Source organism: Curtobacterium sp. MCJR17_055, assembly GCF_003224335.1.
Classification (GTDB): domain Bacteria; phylum Actinomycetota; class Actinomycetes; order Actinomycetales; family Microbacteriaceae; genus Curtobacterium.
Genome location: NZ_QKLF01000001.1, coordinates 856,427 through 874,571, shown reverse-complemented (window position 1 = coordinate 874,571; position 18,145 = coordinate 856,427). Strand labels below are relative to the sequence as shown.

Genomic DNA, 18,145 nt, shown 5'->3' with positions numbered 1-18,145 from the left:
CGTCAAGCGCGGCCTGCTCGTCGGCACCGCCACCATCACCGCCCAGATCAAGTAACACCCGATCTGACGCACCACCACCAGAACGCCGTCCCGCACAAGCGGGACGGCGTTCTCGCGTCCCCGGAACCAGACGCCCGGGGTCAGCCGCGCCGGCGCCACCAGCGGGTGGGCCGGGAACCGGACGCCCGCTCGGCCGCAGCGACCGCGTCGGCCGCGAACCGGGCCTCCCGGCGGTCCTTCCACGCGACGACCTCTGCCTCGACGTCCCGCATCGGGGTGACCACGGGCGGGCCGCCGAGCAGCTGACGGCGGGCCTCCTTCACCCGGGCGTTGAAGTCGACCAGGACGTCCCGCACGTCGGACTCGGCCGACAGCGCGTCGAGGTGGTCGTCGAGTTCGGCGTCCTCGGTGCGCAGGGCCAGGGCGGGCGGGGCGATCCCGCGGATGTCCTCGCGCTCGATCTTCGCCTTGATCCACCAGTTCGGGTCGTGTTGCTCACCGAGCCCGGGGAGCGGCTTGCCGTGGTACGGGTTCCCCTCGAAGACGCCGCGCCGTTCGGCCTCGGCGATCTGGGCACGCGCGTGCGCGGCGACGTCGGCGGCCTTGAGCAGTCGACGTTCCTCACGCTCGGCGCGGACCTCGTCCGGGTCGAGCGAGCCCCGCTCGATCTCGGCGTCCACGAGCTGCTGGTAGCGGTACCGCGCGGCCTTCCGCAGGCGGTCCATCCGGGCATCGACGTCGTTCATCGTCGGACCATGATGCGCCCCACCACCGACTGCCACCCTCAGCCGCCGTCCGCGGACAGGACGAGGAGCCGATGGACGCAGGACTCGGACAAGACGGACGGGGCGGTCCAGGGTCGCAGAGGTGGAATCCCTGCCCCTCTGGTTGCTCTGTCTGGTCTTCGTCGCTGGCGCGGCCGTCATCTGGGTCGCCGGCATCCAACTGTCGAAGACCACCGACGTGCTCGACGCCCGGCTGCACCTCGGCAGCGCGCTCGGCGGACTCATCGTCCTGGCCGTCGCGACGAACCTGCCCGAGATCGCCATCACCGTCAGCGCCGGGCTCTCCGGGTCGATCGAGGTGGCCGCCGGCAACATCCTCGGCGGCATCGCGATCCAGACGGTCGTCATCGCCGTGCTCGACGCCTTCGGAAAGAGCGGGAAGGGCGTCAAGCCGATCACGTACCGGGCGGCCTCGCTGACCCTGGTGCTCGAAGCGATCGTCGTCGTGGCGGTCCTCGCCGTCGTCATCGCCGGGAGTCAGCTGCCGCCGGACCTGGTCGTCGCGCGGCTCACCCCGGACGTCGTGCTCATCGCCCTCATCTGGATCGCCGGGCTGTTCCTCGTGCAGCGCGCCGGCAAGGGACTCCCGTGGCACGAGAGCGGTCACGCCCCGGACGCCAGCCCGCACGCGTCCGGACACCGGACCCGCAAGCCGGACACCCCGCCGATGAGCACCCGGAAGGCCGCCGTCGTCTTCACCGTCTCGGCGCTCGCGACCCTCGTCGCCGGTGTCGTGCTCGAGCGGGCCGGTGACGCGGCGTCCAGCCAGATCGGGCTCTCCGGCGTGCTGTTCGGCGCCACCGTCCTCGCCCTGGCGACGAGCCTGCCGGAGATCTCCACGGGCCTCCAGGCGGTCAGACAGGGCGACGACAACCTGGCGGTCTCGGACATCTTCGGCGGGAACGCGTTCCTGCCCGTGCTCTTCCTGGTGGCCACCGTGCTCTCCGGCAAGGCGGTGCTGCCGCAGGCGAACGCGAGCGACGTGTACCTGACGGCGCTCGCGGCACTGCTGACGCTCGTCTACGCCGTCGGACTCGTGTTCCGGCCGCAGCGTCGGGTCATCGGGATGGGCGTCGACTCGTTCCTCGTCGTCGTGCTCTACCTGCTCGGCATCGGCGGGCTCGTCGCGATCACGCTCGGGTGAGCGCTGCCCGGTCGCGGTCAGTGGTCGGCCGCGACCTCCTCGATCGTCAGCGCCGCCTGGATGAGCGCCAGGTGGGACAGCCCCTGCGGGATGTTGCCCATGAACGCCCCGCCCTCGCTGAGCATCTCGCTGAACAGCCCGACGTCGTTCGCCTGGTCGACCATCTCGTCCATCAGCGCCCGCGCGTCGTCGGTGCGGCCGACGCAGGCCATCGCGGCCGCGAGCCAGAACGAGCACGCGACGAAGGGTGACTCCTCGTCCTCGATCCCCGAGTAGCGGTAGACGAGCGGACCGCGCTGCAGCTGCTCCTCGATCGCCCGGATCGTCGACTCCATGCGAGGCCCCCGGTCGAACCCGCTCATGGCGTGCAGCAGGATCGAGGTGTCGAGGGCGTCGCTGCCCGGGTACATCACGTAGTGACCGCGCTCCTCGTCCCACCCCTTCTCGGACACCCACTGCTCGATGAGCTCGCGGTTCTCGATCCACTTCCCACGCGGGCCGTCGATCATCCCGGCGTCGTGCAGCTCGACGGCCGCGTCGAGGGCCTGCCAGCAGCCGATCTTGCTCGTCACGTAGTGCTGCGCGTCCTCGAGCTCCCACATGCCCGAGTCCGGTTCGACCCAGCGATGACACGCGTCGTCGGCCAGGTCCTGCAGCACCGATGCGGTCTTCCGGTCGAGGACGTTGCCGGCGCGCACGTACTGCTGCATGATCGCGAAGACGTCGCCCCACACGCCGAGCTGCAGCTGGTCGCCCGCGCGGTTGCCCACCGTGACCGGCCCGATGCCGTTCCACCCCGGGACGGTGCGCTCCTCGACCTCGTCGGTCTTCGAGCCGTCCAAGCCGTAGAAGATCGGCATGGTCTCGTCGTGCTCGGCGATGGTGCGCATCACCCACGACACGGCGGCGTGTGTCTCCTCGCGCAGCCCGAACCGGGTGAGCGCGTGCACCGTGTACGCGAGGTCGCGGACCCAGGCGAAGCGGTAGTCCCAGTTCTTCCCGCCGGTGCGGTCCTCGGGGAGGCTCGTGGTCGGCGCGGCCGCGATCGCGCCCGTCGGCGCGAAGATGAGCAGCTTCAGCGTGAGAGCGCTCCGCTGGACCGCTTCAGCCCACGGGCCGTCGTAGTCGAACTCCTCCGACCACGCCGACCAGTTCGCGATCGTGCGGTCCACGCCCTCGAGGCTGCGCTCCGGGTCCGGCAGGAAGATCGGTTCGTCGTGCGTGCCGACGACCGTCAGGATCGACTTCGATCCCTCGCTCGTGTGGAAGCGACCGGAGAAGCGCGGCCCGTCGTCGTGCACCGGTTCGAAGCCCTGCTCGACGATCGCGATCGTGACGCCGTCGATGCCGATCACGGTTCCGTTGCCGGTGTCCAGACGTTCCGGCTCGGCCGTGTCGAGCAGTGTCCCGGGTACGACCGCCCACTCCATCTCGACCGACCCCTCGACGCCCTCCACGCAACGGCCGATCTCGGCCCAGGGCAGACGACCGGCGACACCTGTCACCATCGCGTCGGTCACGGTCGCCTTCCCCTCGGAGGTCGTCCAGGTCGTGACGAGGACGTTCGTCCCGGGCAGGTACTGACGGGAGGCTTCGGCGTCGTCGTCCACCGGACGGAGGGCGATGTGCCCGCCGTGTTCGGCGTCGACGATGCTCGCGAACACCGGCGGCGAGTCCATCGACGGGATCGGGAGCCAGTCGATCCGGCCGTCGCGGGCGATGAGGGCCACGGTCCGGCCGTCACCGATGGCGCCGTAGGACCGCAGCGGCACGTAGCCGTCGGTGCGCTCCTCGTTGTCGCTGGCGTCGGGTGTGTCTCGTGTCCGTTCCGGCATGGTCCCATCGTGCCCGCCGCGGCTCAGCGTGCCCCGCGCACCCCACGTACCCCGGGCGGCCGGTGGTGGGGCCGCCGTCGTGCACCCTTGCGCGCAGGGCTCGTCACGCGGTATGTTCCTCGGTTCCGCCCGGACGGGTGGACCGTCGCTCCGACGCCGTCCGACAGGGACACACGACCATGCAGAAGATCACGGACCGCCTCCTCTCCTGGGCCTCGATGCTCGAGGAACGCACCGAGCAGCAGGCCCGCACGACGTCGCGGATGCCCTTCGTGTACCCGCACCTCGCGCTCATGCCCGACGCACACCTCGGCCTCGGTGCCACCGTCGGGTCGGTCATCCCCACCCTCGGTGCGGTCATGCCCGCAGCCGTCGGCGTGGACATCGGCTGCGGGATGATCGCGGTCCGGACGCAGTTCTCCCGCGCCGACCTGCCCGAGGACCTCCGACCGCTCCGGCAGGCGATCGAGCGGGCGGTCCCGCTCTCCGCCGGAGCGACGAACCGGACGATCGTCGACACGGCCGTGCCGCGCATCGCCGCGCTCGAGGCGCTCGCGGTGGAGGCCGACTTCGACCCCGCCGACTCGCTCGCCGGTTGGCGGAACCAGCTCGGCACCCTCGGGTCGGGCAACCACTTCATCGAGGTGTCGCTCGACGAGGAGGACCGCGTCTGGCTGTTCCTGCACTCCGGCTCGCGAGGCGTCGGCAACCGGATCGCGCAGCGGCACATCGCCGTCGCGAAGGAGGCCATGCAGTGCTGGTGGATCGAGCTGCCGGACCCCGACCTCGCCTACCTCGTCGAGGGCACTCCGGAGTTCGACCGGTACATCGCCGAGCTGCGCTGGGCCCAGCACTTCGCGCTCCTCAACCGCGAGGAGATGATGGACCGCGTCGTCCGCCAGCTCGCCGAGGTCGTCGGCACGGCCGTGCAGGAGGTCGAGCGGATCAACTGCCACCACAACTTCACGCAGCGCGAGACGCACTGGGGGAAGTCCGTGTGGGTCTCCCGCAAGGGCGCGATCCAGGCGACGGCGGGTCAGCCCGGGCTCATCCCCGGCTCGATGGGCACGGCGTCGTACGTCGTCGAGGGGCGGGGTGACAAGCGGTCGCTCGAGTCGTCACCGCACGGGGCCGGCCGGTCGTACTCGCGGTCAGCGGCACGGCGGACGTTCACGCACGAGCAGCTCCGCGAGGCGATGACCGGCATCGAGTACCGGGACACCGACGCGTTCCTCGACGAGATCCCGGCCGCGTACAAGCCGATCGACCAGGTGATGGCGGACGCCGCCGACCTCGTCACGGTCCGGCACACGCTGCGGCAGATCGTCAACGTCAAGGGGGACTGACCGGGCGGCGACGGACGGGAGGCCCGTGGCGGGCCCGCCACGGGCCTCCCGTCCGGATCGGCGCGACGCCCGTCGGTCCGGACAGCCCCCGTCCGGGCGGGCAGACTCGTGGGGTGACCGACGCAGCCCAGGACGCCGCCCGTGAGACCGGACGACAGGCGCGCCGCGCCGCCGACAGCAGGTGGTTCGAGACGACGGCCCGTGCCGGGTTCGTCGGCAGCGGTGTCGTGCACCTGCTCATCGGGTACCTCGCGGTGCTGCTCGGTGTCGGGAACGCCTCGGCCGGCAGCGGTGCGCAGGGATCGGAGTCCGGCGACACCGACCAGTCCGGTGCCCTGGCGCAGCTGGCCTCGGTCCCGGGTGGTGTCGTGCTCCTCTGGCTCGTCGCCGTCGGCACCGCGGCGCTGGCCATCCGACTCCTGGTCGAGGCCGTCGTCGGCGGTCGCACGGACGACGCGCGGGCCTGGGTGAACCGGGGGAAGAACGTCGGCAAGGCCGTGGTCTACGGCGTCATCACCTACTCGTCCGCCAGCTACGCGGTCGGCGCCGGGAAGAGCTCCTCCGGGTCGACGACGAGCGCCGCCGCGACCGCGCTCGCGACGCCGGGCGGTGTCGTACTCCTGCTCGTCGTCGCCGCGGTCGCGATCGCCATCGGGGTGGGACTCGTCGTGATCGGGGTGCGGGGGTCCTGGAAGAAGCACCTCCGGCCCCAGCCGCAATCCGTCCGTCGACCGGTGGCCGTGCTCGCGACCCTCGGGTACGTCGCCAAGGGGGTCGCGGTCGTCATCGTCGGCGTGCTCGTCGCGGTGGCCGCGTTCCGCAGCGACCCGGAGCAGGCGAGCGGGCTCGACGGGGCCTTCGACGCGCTGCGCTCGATGCCGGGCGGGTCCGTCGTCCTCGTCGTGGTGGGGCTCGGGTTCGCCGCGTTCGGCGTCTACAGCTTCTTCCGTGCCCGCTACGCGCGGATCTGACCGCGCGCACGGGATGGTCGCGGACACCGCGGCCCCGGCGATGCGATGATGCATCGCGGTGGCACGTCGCGCGTCGCCTGTGCCCGTGACCACCGGTCGCGGCTCGCCCACATCGAAGACGAGGAAGCATGGTTCCGACGGAGGGACACCAGGAGGCCGCCCCGCTCCTGGCAGGCCGGTACCGCCTGGAGCAGGTGATCGGTCGGGGTGGCATGTCGGTCGTGCACCGCGCGTGGGACGAGAGCCTGGACCGTCCGGTCGCCGTGAAGCTCTTCCACCCTGGCATCGTCGACATCGCGCGGCAGGAGGCCGAGCAGGGCGTCCTGGCGTCCCTCGACCACCACAACCTCGTCAGCCTCCTCGACGCGGGCGTCGTCGAGGACCAGAACGGATCGCTGCAGCGGTTCATCGTGATGGCGCTCGTGCACGGCCAGGACCTCGAGGAGCGGCTGTCCCTCGGGCCGCTCGCCTCGCGGCACATCGCCGAGATCGGCTACGACATGGCCGAGGCGCTCGACTACATCCACGCGCAGGGCGTCGTGCACCGTGACATCAAGCCGTCGAACATCCTGCTCGTCGACTACGGCAACGGGTCCGACCGGGCACGGGCACGGCTCACCGACTTCGGGATCGCGCTCGCGGCCGGCGTCGAGCGGCTCACCGCGGACGGCGTCACGACGGGCACCGCGGCCTACCTGAGTCCGGAGCAGGCCCGGGGCGCGGACGTCGGTCCGGCCAGCGACGTGTACTCGCTCGGACTGGTGCTGCTGCAGTGCTTCACCCGGCGGCGGGAGTTCCCCGGCTCGCTCGTCGAGTCCGCGCTCGCACGGCTCTCGCGTGACCCGATCGTGCCGGAGCCGCTGCCCGAGCACTGGAAGCAGGCGCTCGCGGCGATGACGGCGCAGGACCCGGCGGCCCGACCGGTCGGCGGCGAGCTCGTCGCGTTGCTCCGACACGTCGTGCTCACCGACACCGCGAGCGACGAACCGGCGGACGTGGCCGCGGCGGACTCCGCTCCCGGTCGTCCCGAGGCGGGTGCGGCACCCGCGTCCGGCTCGGTGTCCGCGTCCGGCTCGGTCTCCGGCGAGGGCGACGGGCGTCCGACGACGCTCGACGTCCTGCCCGAGGAGGCCCTGCAGCGCACGACCGCGATGGCGGCGCGGCTCTTCGACGCGCCCATCGCACTCATCGAGGTGCTCGACGAGGACCGGGAGTGGTCGCAGTCGTACGTGGCCGACGGCGTCGACAAGTCCGCGCGGAGCATCACGTTCCGGAACGGGTTCGCCCCGGTGCCGGTGCCCGTGGTGATCCCCGACGGGTCGACCCACCCGGAGATGCGGAACAGCCCGCTCGTCACCGGCCCGCTCGGCATCCGGTTCTACGTCAGCGTGCCGCTCGTCCGACACGACGGCGCGACGGTCGGCACGCTCGCGGTGCTCGACTCGCGTCCCCGCACCGCCGACGAGGCCGACATGGCGAACCTGCGGGACCTCGCGGCGCTCGCCGTGACGCAACTGGAGCTCCGGCAGGAGTCCCTGCGGACCGGCACCAGCGACGCCGTCCCGATCGTGCGCACCGGCGGGACGCACACCGGCGGACCGCACACGGGCGGTGCCCTCACGGGTGGTGGGCACACCGCGGGCCGACACAGCGGGGACGTCCGTGCGGCCCCGGAGCCGGACCGCGCCGGCTGACCCGCCGAACCGGCGACCGTCGTCGGGTAGGCATGACTAGCGTGGGAGACGTGGACATGGACGACGAGGCACCCCGGATCGACGAGCAGGTCGCCGACGAGCACATCACCGGTACGCGGTTCCCGGTCGACCGGACTCCGGACGACCAGGGCACGGCAGCCGAGGGCACGACCGACGAGGACGTGACCGACGAGGACACGACCCCGGCGGCCCCCGAGATCACCTACGACGAGCAGTTGTACCCGGCCCGACCTCGCCGACTGCGGCCGCGCGCGAACCTGCGCGGCGGCAGCCTGCAGCGGCGGTTCTCGGACCCGCGTGCGGCCAACGGCGAGAACCCGGCCTACATCGAGTGGCTGGTGCGCCAGTCGATGCTCAAGGACGCGGACGTCCTGAGCCGCCAGCTGTCGGGGTCGCCGAGCATGTGGCGCAACCCGTACGCCCGTCCGGACGCCCGGCGCGCCGTGTCGACGTCGGACGTCTGGTTCACCGCGTACCCGATCTCGCTCATCACGCGTCCGGGGGAGTCGTTCCTGACGGCGCTCGCCGACCCCGAGCTCTGGACCGCGTTCGAGCGCATCGGCATCAACGGCGTGCACACCGGACCGGTGAAGCGCGCCGGTGGCATCCGCGGGTGGCAGGAGACCCCGAGCGTCGACGGCCACTTCGACCGGATCGGGACGCAGATCGACCCCACCTTCGGGGACGAGGAGACGTTCCAGCGGATGACCGACGTCGCCGAGGAGCACGGCGGCAGCATCATCGACGACATCGTCCCGGGACACACCGGCAAGGGCGCGGACTTCCGTCTGGCCGAGATGGCGTTCAAGGACTACCCGGGCATCTACCACATGGTCGAGATCCCGCCGGAGGAGTGGCACCTGCTCCCGACCGTGCCGGAGCACCGCGACTCGGTGAACCTCGACTCCGCCACCGAGTCCGCCCTCGCCGAGCGCGGCTACATCATCGGCGAGCTGCAGCGCGTGATCTTCCACCAGCCCGGCGTCAAGGAGACGAACTGGAGCGTCACCGCGCCGGTCGTCGGCGTCGACGGCGTCACCCGCCGCTGGGTGTACCTGCACTACTTCAAGGAGGGGCAGCCGTCGGTCAACTGGCTCGACCCCACCTTCGCGGGCATGCGTCTGGTCATCGGCGACGCCCTGCACTCCCTGGGCGACCTGGGCACGAGCGCGCTCCGTCTCGACGCGAACGGGTTCCTCGGCGTCGAGAAGAGCGCGGAGGGTGCCCCCGGCTGGTCGGAGGGCCACCCGCTGTCGCACGCGGCGAACCACGTCATCGCGGGCATGGTGCGCAAGGTCGGTGGCTTCACGTTCCAGGAACTCAACCTGACGGTCGAGGACATCCGCGACACCGGGGCCGTCGGCGCCGACCTGTCGTACGACTTCATCAACCGTCCGGCCTACCACCACGCCCTGGCGACCGGGGACACCGAGTTCCTCCGCCTGACGCTCCGCACCTCGCTCGAACTCGGCGTGGAACCGGTCAGCCTGGTGCACGGCATGCAGAACCACGACGAACTCACGTACGAGCTCGTGCACTGGGCGACGCTGCACAAGGACGACGTGTACACGTTCCACGGCGAGGACACGACCGGCGGCGCGCTCGCCGAACGGATCCGGGCCGACCTGACGGACGCGCTCACGGGCGAGGCCGCCGACTACAACCTCGTCTTCACCACGAACGGCATCGCCTGCACCACGGCGTCGCTCATCGCGGCGACCCAGGGGCACACCACGCTCGACGCGATCACCGACGAGCACGTCCCGCAGATCCGTGACGCCCACCTGCTGCTGGCGGCGTTCAACGCCTGGCAGCCGGGCGTCTTCGCGATGTCGGGGTGGGACCTGCTCGGGTCGCTGACCCTCCCGAAGGAACTCGTCACCGACCTGATCGCCGAGGGGGACACGCGGTGGATCGAGCGCGGCGCGCACGACCTGCTCGGCGTCGCCCCGGACACCGAGCGGTCCGCGTCCGGCATGCCGCTGGCCCGGTCCCTGTACGGTCCGCTTCCGGAGCAGCTCGAGCGGCCGGACTCGTTCGCGTCCCGGCTCGGGGAACTCCTGCGGGTCCGGACCGAGTACGGCATCGCCTCGGCCCGCCAGGTGGACGTGCCCGAGGTGGCGCACCGCGGGATGCTCGTCATGGTCCACGAACTCGAGTCGACGGACGAGCAGGGCGAGCCGATCGTGCAGATCACCGTGCTCAACATGACCGACACGGCGCTCGACGGCACCATCCGGTCGGAGTCGCTCCCGCACGGCGCGACGGTCGTCGACGCGACGGACCACAGCGAGCTCGGCACCGTCGACGACCTGTGCAGCTTCCCGCTGCGCATCGACGCCTACGGGTCGCGCTTCCTCGTCCTGCGCCGGACGGCGTTCGAGCAGTGACCTGCACCGATCCGCACCGAGCAGTGACCCACACCGAGCAGTGACCTGCACGAGCGGTGACCGCACCGCCGTCCGTCCCGGTCCCGCGCGATCGGGACGGACGCACTGCGGTCTGAGCGGCCGGGCACCGCGCGACCGGTAGACCGGACGGCATGACGACGAGCGCCACCACCGGCCCGGCCCGCGTGTTCTCCGACGTGCAGGCGACCCTCGCCGAGAGCATCGTGTGGGACCCCGGGCAGCAGGTGGCCCGCTGGGTGGACATCCCGCAGGGCACGCTGACGACCGCGGACGCCGAGGGCCGCGTGCTGCACACGGTGACGCTCGACCCGCCGCTGCCGTCGTTCCAGCCCCGCGCCGCAGGTGGGTTCGTCGCCGCGAAGGACGACACCGTGGTGCTGACGGACCAGGACGGTCACGTCGAGCGCGAACTCGCCGGCGTGCAGCACGCGAACGACGAGATGCGCTTCAACGAGGGCAAGTGCGACCCGTTCGGACGCTTCCTGGTCGGGAGCATGGACCCGACGGACGGGCCGCCGGCAGGGGTGCTGTACGCGTTCTCGCCGGACGGCACGGTCCGGGTCCTCCGCGACGGCTTCGGCACCACGAACGGCATGGAGTGGAACGACGACGGCTCCGAGATGTACGTCACCGACACCGACACCGACACGGTCTACCGCGGTGCGTACGGCCCGGACGGAGAGCTCGGCGATCTCGAGCCGTTCATCGCCGGCGCGGCGCACGACGGTCTGGTCCGTGACGACGAGGGCTGCTTCTGGGGCGCGATCTACGGCGAATCCCGCGTGGAGCGGTACGGCCCCGACGGCACGCACCTGGAGACGGTCGAGATCCCGGCACCGAACGTGACCTCGGTCGCCTTCGGCGGGACGGACATGTCCCTGCTGCTGGTGGGCACGGCACGCGAGAACCTGACCGACGAGCAGCTCGCAGAGGCGCCGCACTCCGGGTCCGTCTTCGCCGTGCCGACACGGGTGCACGGCCGCCCGGCGTTCCCCTTCGCCGGCTGAGCGGCCGGTCGCCGGGCACCGCCCGGCGACCGGTGCGCTCCAGCGCGTCGGGCCGCCCGGCGGGGTGCTCGCGGTAGCCTGGGCGACCGCCAGCGACCGCGAGGAGCGTCAGTGAACGACGAGCAGCACCAGGGGACCCCCGTGCCACCGGGGGCACCGGACCCGGCCGGGGAGCTCGCCCACGCCGAGGACGCCGACGTCGAGGTGCGCGTCGACCGCATCGCCGTCGACGGCACGTACGTCCGCGTCAGCTCGATCGGCGAACCCGGGGAACGTGCCTTCGTCCTGGTGGCCGGCCTCGGCATCGCGTCGACGTACTACGAACGGCTCGCGCCGCACCTCAACGAGTACGGCCCGGTGCACGCGCTGGACCTGCCCGGGTTCGCCGGGGTCCCGCGCTTCCGCGGTGCCGTGTCGATCGAGCGCTACGCCGACGCGGTCGAGGCGGTCATCGACGAGCTCCGCCTGCACGACCCGGTGCTGGTCGGGCACTCGATGGGCACGCAGGTCGTCACCGAGGTCGCCGCCCGGCGCCCGGACGTCTCCGACGTGGTGCTCATCAGCCCGGTCCTCGACCCGGCGTCGCGGTCGGTGCGGAGAGCCGCGCTGCGGTTCCTCCGGTCCTCCGTGCACGAACCGTCCGCCGTGCGGTGGCACGCGGTCACCGCGTACGCGCTCTGCGGGTGGCACTGGTTCCGCAAGGTCCTGCCCGAGATGATCGCCTACCCGATCGAGGAGCGTGCCGCCGACGTCCAGGCCCGGACCCTGGTCGTCCGCGGCGAACACGACGCACTCGTGCCGCGCTCCTGGGTGCGGCGGCTCGCGCGTGCCCTGCCGTACGCGGTCCTCCGCGAGGTGGTCGGGGGCGCGCACTCGGTGATGCACGCCCAGGCGGACGCCGTCGCACGCCTCGCCGTCGCGCACGTCGACGGTCGGCTCCCGGACCGCGGGGTCTCCTCGCTGCAGCGCGTCCGCGACGACTCCACCGCGTCCGACCTCGACCGCCTCGGCCTGACCGACCGCTGGCTCGTCGTGAAGTCGCGCTTCACGGAACTCGTCGGGATGGCGAAGGGCGACGACGAGCGGCTGGAGGCAGCCAAGTCCGCGCACGCGGTCGCGATGGCCGACCGCGACGGCGTCCCGGTCGACCCGGAGGAACGGGAGACGGTCGTCGAGACGGTCGCCCCGGAGCGCGGCGGCGACCGCCGACCCTTCTGACCCCGTCCGCACAGGAGGCCCGGAACCGGTCCTGCAGGACCGGTTCCGGGCCTCCCGGCCGGCCGTGGCGCCGCGCCGGTCAGTCGGCGGTGATGGTGCCGGGCAGCATGTCCGGTGTCAGCGCATGCGCCTCGGCCAGCACCTTGCGGGCGTCGTCGGTCTTGCCGGGCACGTTCCAGAGCAGCACGCCGGCGACCAGGTCGTCGTCGTCCAGTTGGTAGACGACGCCCCGCTCGTGTGGTTCGGCCCAGTCCTCGACGGCGCGGAGCGAGGAGGACACGACGCCGACGGCCTCGTACCGGACGTCGAAGACGGTGGAGTAGAACATCGGGGTGTGCTCGTACGGCTCGTCCGCTCCGGCCAGGTTGCGACCGGCCTGCCGACCCTGCTGCTGCGCGTTGTCGACGTGTTCGACGCGGCGGGTGCCGAGCAGCCGGTCCGGGTAGGACGCGACGTCGCCGGCGGCGTACACCGCGGGGTCGTCCGTGCTGAGCGTCGCGGACACGCGCACGCCGTCGTCGACGGCGAGGCCGGCGTCCTCGGCGAGCTGCGTGGCAGGATCGATGCCCAGGCCGGCGACGGCGACGTCGGCGGTCACCGTCGAGCCGTCGTCGAGGGTCAGGACGACGCCGTCGGCCGTCTCCTCGCCCGACGCGACCCGACTGCCCGTGCGGACCTCCACCCCGGCATCGACGAAGCGCTGCTGGAAGACGGCCGCCAGAGCCGCCGGGAACATGTGACCACCGAGCACGTCGTCGGGGGTGACGAGCGTGACACGGGCACCGTTCTGCACCAGGCCCGCGGCGATCTCGGTCCCGATGTAGCTGCCGCCGACGACGACCACGGAGGCACCCGCGTCGGCGTGCCGACGGAGTGTCCGGTAGTCGGCTGCGCTGCGGTAGCTGAGCACCCGGTCGGACGGCCGGAGACCGGGCAGGTCCCGCGGACCACCGCCGGTGGCCAGGAGCAGCCGGTCGTAGCCGATCGTCTGCCCGTCGGCGGTCGTCACGGTCTTCGCCGCGCGGTCGATCGACTCGACCCTGGTGCCGAGCACGAACTCGGCGCCGGTCTCCTCGGTGTGCAGGTCGACCCCGTCGTCCCAGCTGAAGTCCGGATCCGTCCAGAGCTTCTTGGACAGGGCCGGACGGGCGTACGGGCGGTCGACGTCCTCGCTGATGATCCCGATCGTGCCGTCGGGGTCGAGCTCGCGGATGCCGCGTGCAGCCGAGTCGGCGACCATCCCGCCGCCGATGATGAGGTGTCGGTGGTGCGTCACGGGTCCTCCGTCAGATGGTCGCGACCGAGCCGGAGTCGACGCGGTAGTCCGCCCCGTTGACGAAGCTGGCGAGCTCCGAGCACAGGAACGCCACGACGTTGGCGACCTCCTCCGGCTCACCTCGGCGCTTCAGTTCCATGTACGGACGCTCTTCGTCGAGGAAGCTCGAGATCGCCTCGTCGAACGAGGTGCCGAGCTGCTTCGACCGCTTGTCCATCATGGCGTCGGTCATCGGGGTGTGGATGAACGCGGGGGAGACCGTGTTCACGAGCAGCCCCTCGTGCGCGTAGGAGCGCGAGAGGCCCTTCGCGAACGAGAGCACCCCCGCCTTGGCGGCACAGTAGGGCAGTTCGTCGTCGTACGGCTGCCTGGCGTCCTCGGACACCAGGTAGACGATCCGGCCCCAGCCGCCGTTCCGCAGGTCGCTGATGAACTCGCGGGTGATGCGGACCGGCCCCATCAGGTCGATGTCCAGCGTCTCCTGCCAGCCGGCCTCGTCGATCTCGTGGAACATGCCCTGTGCTCCCGTGACGCCCGAGGACTGCACGAGGATGTCGATCTCGCCGACGGCGTCCCGCACCTTCGCATGCAGCGCGGCCAGGCTGTCGGCGCTACGGACGTCCGCCGCGAACGCGTGCAGCTTGCCGTGCGGCGCCTCGAGCTGGTCCGCGCTCGTGTCGAGGCGGCTCTGGTCGATGTCGGTCACGACGACGGTCGCACCCTCGGCCAGGAGGATGCGCGCCGTGTTCCAGCCGATGCCGGAGTCACCACCGAAGACGAGAGCGGTCTTGCCCTGGATCCCGAGGTCCACGTCCGGTCCGGGCTTACTCGTGCTCGGAGGCTTCGGCCACCGCGGGGGTCGTCGCACTCGCCAGCGGCGTCCGGGGGGCGCGGTTCTCGGCGCTGACCATCCACGCGAGCTGCTCGAGGCGCTCGATGAACCCGTGCAGCAGGTCGGCGGTCGTCGGGTCCTCCTCGTCGACCTCGTCGTGCACGTCACGCATCGTGGCGGTGGTCTGGTAGAGGCGCAGCGTGATCAGGTCGATCGCGTCGTGCGTGAGGACCTCGCCGTCCGGGAACGGGTCGAGGTGCGTGCCGGCCGCGACGGTCGCGGAACGGCCGTCCGGCACGGCGTAGAGCGCACGCATGCGCTCCGCCATGTCGTCGGCGAACTCACGGGCGGCCTCGACGATCTCGTCGAGCTGCAGGTGGAGGTCGCGGAAGTTGGTGCCGAGGATGTTCCAGTGGGCCTGCTTGCCCTGCAGGTGCAGGTCGATCAGGTCGACGAGGACCTTCTGGAGGTTGGCGGCGAGCGTGTCCGACGCGTGCATGTGACGACTCCTTCTTCGCGGTGTTGACGATCCCGGTCTACCCGCTCGCTCCCCCCGTGTTCCCAGTGGGTGTCGAGGTGGCGTCCCCCGCGGCGCGGCGGGGCGCGTCACGGCGCGGTCGAGGCGCCGGTGGACGTCAGTGCGCGACGACGGGCGGGTCGACCTGGTCGACCGCGGTGCGCATCTGCTCGAGGAACACCGCGACGACGCGGGCGTCCTGCGCGCTGAGTCCCTCGGCGATGCCCATCATGCGCCGGTGCATGATGCCGAGCGTGGCGCGCACCTCGGCGTCGGTCTCCACCGTCGGCACGATGATGAGGCCGCGGCGGTCGGTCGGGTGCGGCTCGCGCCGGACGTGGCCGCTCTTGACGAGACGGTCGACCAGGATCGTCGTCGACGCCGACGAGATCTTCAGGTACGCGGAGAGGTCCTTCGGGCTGACGGCGTGCCCGGAGCGCTGCGCCTGCAGCAGGTGACGGATGGCCAGCAGGTCGGTCTCGCCCATGCCCATCGAGTCGCGCGTGCGGCGACGCATGGCGGTCTCGGCGGCGCGGTAGCGACGGAGGGCGTTCAACACGGCGACACCGCGCTGGGTCGCGTCGTCGTCCGGGAACCAGTAGCCGGACGCCTCCGTGATCTCCTGCGTGGTCATCCCGAAAGGATAATCCGTCTGGTAGCGAGGCTGTCTAGCGATGCGGCGGACGCCCAGCAGACGGACGGGAGGCCCGATGCTCGCTCGCACCGCGCCTTCCGTCCGTCTGCTGGGCGCCTCGCGACCGGACGGGCTACGCCGCGACCGGCTCGCCGGCCGCGTCGGCGAGCGCGGTCAGGGCGCCGCGGACGAGACCGACGACCTCCTCGTCCTCACGGGGGTGGGTCTCGGCGAAGCGGACGACCGACTGCGGGATCGCGACCTTGACGTCCTCCAGGACCTTCGCGCCGGCGATGCCCGCGGCCTTGCGGGCCTCGTCGTGGGCCCAGACCCCGCCGTACTGGCCGAACGCGGAACCGATGACGGCGACCGGCTTGCCGGAGATGGGCGAGGAGCCGAACGGACGCGACGCCCAGTCGAGGGCGTTCTTCAGCACCGCCGGCATCGTCCCGTTGTACTCCGGGGTCACGAGGAGCAGGCCGTCGGCGTCGGCGACCGCCTCGCGGAAGGCGACGGCCGCGGCGGGCGGGGTGTCGCCGTCGAGGTCCTCGTTGTAGAAGGGCAGGTCGACGATGCCGTCGAAGACCGTGAGCTCGATGCCCTCCGGTGCGTGCTGGACGGCAGCCTCGGTGAGCTGGCGGTTGGTGGAGCCGGCGCGGAGGCTGCCGACGAGGGCGACGATCTGGGTCATGGCGTTCCTTCTGGTCGTGGTGGTTGCAGCGACAACCGATCCGTCCAGCGCGGGATTCCCCGCGGTGACCTCCGGCGTGTCCGCCCGCCCGAGCCGTGCGGAGGGGCCGTCGGTACTCTCGGCCTCGTGAAGAAGACGCCGAGTGACACGCCCCGCACCACCGATCCGAACTGGTGGCGGCAGGCCGTCGTCTACCAGGTGTACCCGCGGAGCTTCGCCGACTCGGACGCGGACGGCATCGGCGACATCGCGGGTGTGACGAGCCGGGTGCCGTACCTCGCCGAGCTCGGTGTCGATGCCGTCTGGCTGTCGCCCTTCTACCCGTCACCGCTCGCCGACGGCGGCTACGACGTCGCCGACTACCGGGACGTCGACCCGAAGCTCGGGACGCTCGACGGAATCGACGAGCTGATCTCCACCGCGCACGAGCACGACCTGCGCGTCATCGTCGACCTCGTGCCGAACCACACCTCGGACCAGCACGCGTGGTTCCGGGCGGCGCTCGCGGCCGACCCCGGGTCCGCCGAACGGGCCCGGTACGTGTTCCGGGACGGCTCCGGCCCGGACGGCGACCAGCCGCCGAGCGACTGGGTGTCGAACTTCGGCGGCAGCGCGTGGACGCGGGTGCCGGACGGCCAGTGGTACCTGCACCTCTTCGCTCCCGAGCAGCCCGACCTGGACTGGACGAACCCCGAGGTGCGGCAGGACTTCGAGGACACCCTCCGGTTCTGGTCCGACCGCGGGGTCGACGGGTTCCGCGTGGACGTCGCGCACGGGCTCGCGAAGGACCTGTCGGAGCCGTACCGGCCGTCGAACGGTGAAGCCCTGCCCCTCGACGGCTCCGACCCGCTGTACGACCGCGACGAGGTCCACGCGATCTTCACCGAGTGGCGGAAGGTGCTCGACGAGTACGCCCCGCCGCGCGCCGCGATCGCCGAGGCGTGGTCCCCGGCCCCCCGCCGTGTCCTCTACGCCCGACCGACCGAACTCGGTCAGGCCTTCAACTTCGACCTCCTCGAGGCACCGTTCGAGGCGGCCGTGTTCCGGTCGCTCATCGAGCAGAACCTCGACGCCGCGGAGACCTCCGGTGGCTCGAGCACGTGGGTGCTCTCGAACCACGACGTCGTGCGCCACGCCACGCGCTACGGCCTGCCCGCCGACGTCGACACGGACGCCTGGCTCATGTCCGACGGCGAGACGCCGCCCCTCGACCGCGCCGCCGGCCTCCGTCGGGCCCGGGCGGCGACGCTCCTCGTGCTCGCGCTGCCCGGCTCGTCGTACGTCTACCAGGGCGAGGAGCTCGGGCTGTACGAGGCGCCCGCGATCCCGCACGACCAGCTGCAGGACCCGAAGTGGATCCGCACCGGGCACACCGTGAAGGGCCGCGACGGCTGCCGGGTGCCGATCCCGTGGACGAAGTCCGGGCCCTCGTTCGGCTTCGGCGACGCCGCTCCGCACCTGCCGCAGCCGACCGACTTCGGCGCGAGCAGCGTCGAGGCCGAGGACCGGGTGCCCGGGTCGACGCTGTCGTTCTACCGTGAGGCACTGTCCGCCCGTCGCCGGCTGCAGCAGGGTGAGGCGCTCGAGTGGCTCGAGACCGACTCGCCGGAGGTCGTCGCCTTCGCCCGGCACGACGGCTGGCGGTCCTACACGAACTTCGGGACGGAGCCGGTCCCGATGCCCCAGGGAGCCGTCGTGGTCACCTCGGGCCCGCTGGGCGACGACGAACTGCCCGGCGGCACGACGGTCTGGGTGGCGTAGCG

The 18,145-nt window shown here is 71.9% G+C and carries 15 protein-coding genes; 8 read left to right on the top strand and 7 right to left on the bottom strand.

Going from position 1 to position 18,145, the window contains the following annotated elements:
- Positions 1-140: 140 nt before the first annotated feature.
- Positions 141-746: a DUF1992 domain-containing protein gene (locus DEJ16_RS04065; protein ID WP_110823072.1), complete on the bottom strand. Its 606-nt coding sequence runs from the start codon at positions 744-746 to the stop codon at positions 141-143.
- Positions 747-867: 121 nt separating this feature from the next.
- Between DEJ16_RS04065 and DEJ16_RS04060 the strand changes: the two genes are divergently transcribed.
- Entirely contained in the window at positions 868-1,929 is a 1,062-nt protein-coding gene (locus DEJ16_RS04060) for a sodium:calcium antiporter (RefSeq protein ID WP_110823074.1), read from the top strand.
- 17 nt (positions 1,930-1,946) lie between these two features.
- Here the strand turns inward: DEJ16_RS04060 and DEJ16_RS04055 are convergent, their stop codons facing one another.
- On the bottom strand, positions 1,947-3,764 hold the full coding sequence (locus DEJ16_RS04055; protein WP_110823076.1) for a glycoside hydrolase family 15 protein: 1,818 nt from the start codon (positions 3,762-3,764) through the stop codon (positions 1,947-1,949).
- Positions 3,765-3,943: 179 nt separating this feature from the next.
- On the opposite strand from DEJ16_RS04055, the gene DEJ16_RS04050 reads away from it, so the two are divergent.
- From DEJ16_RS04050 to DEJ16_RS04025, 6 genes are all read left to right on the top strand, one after another.
- Positions 3,944-5,110 (top strand): RtcB family protein, encoded by a 1,167-nt coding sequence (locus DEJ16_RS04050; RefSeq protein WP_110823927.1) that lies wholly within the window; start codon positions 3,944-3,946, stop codon positions 5,108-5,110.
- A gap of 113 nt (positions 5,111-5,223) precedes the next feature.
- Positions 5,224-6,081, top strand: coding sequence for a DUF1206 domain-containing protein (locus DEJ16_RS04045; RefSeq protein WP_110823078.1), 858 nt, complete (start codon positions 5,224-5,226; stop codon positions 6,079-6,081).
- A gap of 128 nt (positions 6,082-6,209) precedes the next feature.
- Positions 6,210-7,775, top strand: coding sequence for a GAF domain-containing serine/threonine-protein kinase (locus tag DEJ16_RS04040; RefSeq protein ID WP_110823080.1), 1,566 nt, complete (start codon positions 6,210-6,212; stop codon positions 7,773-7,775).
- A 56-nt stretch (positions 7,776-7,831) separates the two neighbouring features.
- Positions 7,832-10,186 carry a maltose alpha-D-glucosyltransferase gene (gene treS / locus DEJ16_RS04035; RefSeq protein WP_110823928.1) on the top strand — a complete coding sequence of 785 codons (2,355 nt, stop codon included), beginning with the start codon at positions 7,832-7,834 and terminating at the stop codon, positions 10,184-10,186.
- Between the two features lie 152 nt (positions 10,187-10,338).
- Positions 10,339-11,214 carry an SMP-30/gluconolactonase/LRE family protein gene (locus tag DEJ16_RS04030; RefSeq protein ID WP_110823082.1) on the top strand — a complete coding sequence of 292 codons (876 nt, stop codon included), beginning with the start codon at positions 10,339-10,341 and terminating at the stop codon, positions 11,212-11,214.
- Between the two features lie 111 nt (positions 11,215-11,325).
- On the top strand, positions 11,326-12,432 hold the full coding sequence (locus DEJ16_RS04025; protein ID WP_181419444.1) for an alpha/beta fold hydrolase: 1,107 nt from the start codon (positions 11,326-11,328) through the stop codon (positions 12,430-12,432).
- A gap of 79 nt (positions 12,433-12,511) precedes the next feature.
- Here the strand turns inward: DEJ16_RS04025 and DEJ16_RS04020 are convergent, their stop codons facing one another.
- The 5 genes from DEJ16_RS04020 to DEJ16_RS04000 all read right to left on the bottom strand — a co-directional run bounded on the left by DEJ16_RS04020 (position 12,512) and on the right by DEJ16_RS04000 (position 16,382).
- The gene (locus DEJ16_RS04020; protein WP_110823087.1) at positions 12,512-13,708 is read right to left on the bottom strand and encodes an NAD(P)/FAD-dependent oxidoreductase; all 1,197 of its coding nucleotides are present in this window, start codon (positions 13,706-13,708) and stop codon (positions 12,512-12,514) included.
- A gap of 10 nt (positions 13,709-13,718) precedes the next feature.
- Complete coding sequence (locus DEJ16_RS04015; protein ID WP_110823089.1) at positions 13,719-14,519, bottom strand: SDR family NAD(P)-dependent oxidoreductase; 801 nt, start codon at positions 14,517-14,519, stop codon at positions 13,719-13,721.
- Positions 14,520-14,532: 13 nt separating this feature from the next.
- Positions 14,533-15,039, bottom strand: coding sequence for a Dps family protein (locus tag DEJ16_RS04010; RefSeq protein ID WP_110823091.1), 507 nt, complete (start codon positions 15,037-15,039; stop codon positions 14,533-14,535).
- Between the two features lie 136 nt (positions 15,040-15,175).
- Positions 15,176-15,691 (bottom strand): MarR family winged helix-turn-helix transcriptional regulator, encoded by a 516-nt coding sequence (locus DEJ16_RS04005; protein WP_110823093.1) that lies wholly within the window; start codon positions 15,689-15,691, stop codon positions 15,176-15,178.
- A gap of 133 nt (positions 15,692-15,824) precedes the next feature.
- On the bottom strand, positions 15,825-16,382 hold the full coding sequence (locus tag DEJ16_RS04000; RefSeq protein ID WP_110823095.1) for an NADPH-dependent FMN reductase: 558 nt from the start codon (positions 16,380-16,382) through the stop codon (positions 15,825-15,827).
- A gap of 126 nt (positions 16,383-16,508) precedes the next feature.
- Here DEJ16_RS04000 and DEJ16_RS03995 point away from each other — a divergent pair, with 126 nt between their 5' ends.
- Positions 16,509-18,143 (top strand): glycoside hydrolase family 13 protein, encoded by a 1,635-nt coding sequence (locus DEJ16_RS03995; protein WP_110823097.1) that lies wholly within the window; start codon positions 16,509-16,511, stop codon positions 18,141-18,143.
- Positions 18,144-18,145 lie beyond the last annotated feature (2 nt).

Coding starts and splice junctions, on each gene's coding strand:
- DEJ16_RS04065 (WP_110823072.1), bottom strand. CDS start 746: ATGAACGACGTCGATGCCCGGATGGACCGCCTGCGGAAGGCCGCGCGG.
- DEJ16_RS04055 (WP_110823076.1), bottom strand. CDS start 3,764: ATGCCGGAACGGACACGAGACACACCCGACGCCAGCGACAACGAGGAG.
- DEJ16_RS04050 (WP_110823927.1), top strand. CDS start 3,944: ATGCAGAAGATCACGGACCGCCTCCTCTCCTGGGCCTCGATGCTCGAG.
- DEJ16_RS04040 (WP_110823080.1), top strand. CDS start 6,210: ATGGTTCCGACGGAGGGACACCAGGAGGCCGCCCCGCTCCTGGCAGGC.
- treS (WP_110823928.1), top strand. CDS start 7,832: ATGGACGACGAGGCACCCCGGATCGACGAGCAGGTCGCCGACGAGCAC.
- DEJ16_RS04030 (WP_110823082.1), top strand. CDS start 10,339: ATGACGACGAGCGCCACCACCGGCCCGGCCCGCGTGTTCTCCGACGTG.
- DEJ16_RS04010 (WP_110823091.1), bottom strand. CDS start 15,039: ATGCACGCGTCGGACACGCTCGCCGCCAACCTCCAGAAGGTCCTCGTC.
- DEJ16_RS04005 (WP_110823093.1), bottom strand. CDS start 15,691: ATGACCACGCAGGAGATCACGGAGGCGTCCGGCTACTGGTTCCCGGAC.
- DEJ16_RS04000 (WP_110823095.1), bottom strand. CDS start 16,382: ATGACCCAGATCGTCGCCCTCGTCGGCAGCCTCCGCGCCGGCTCCACC.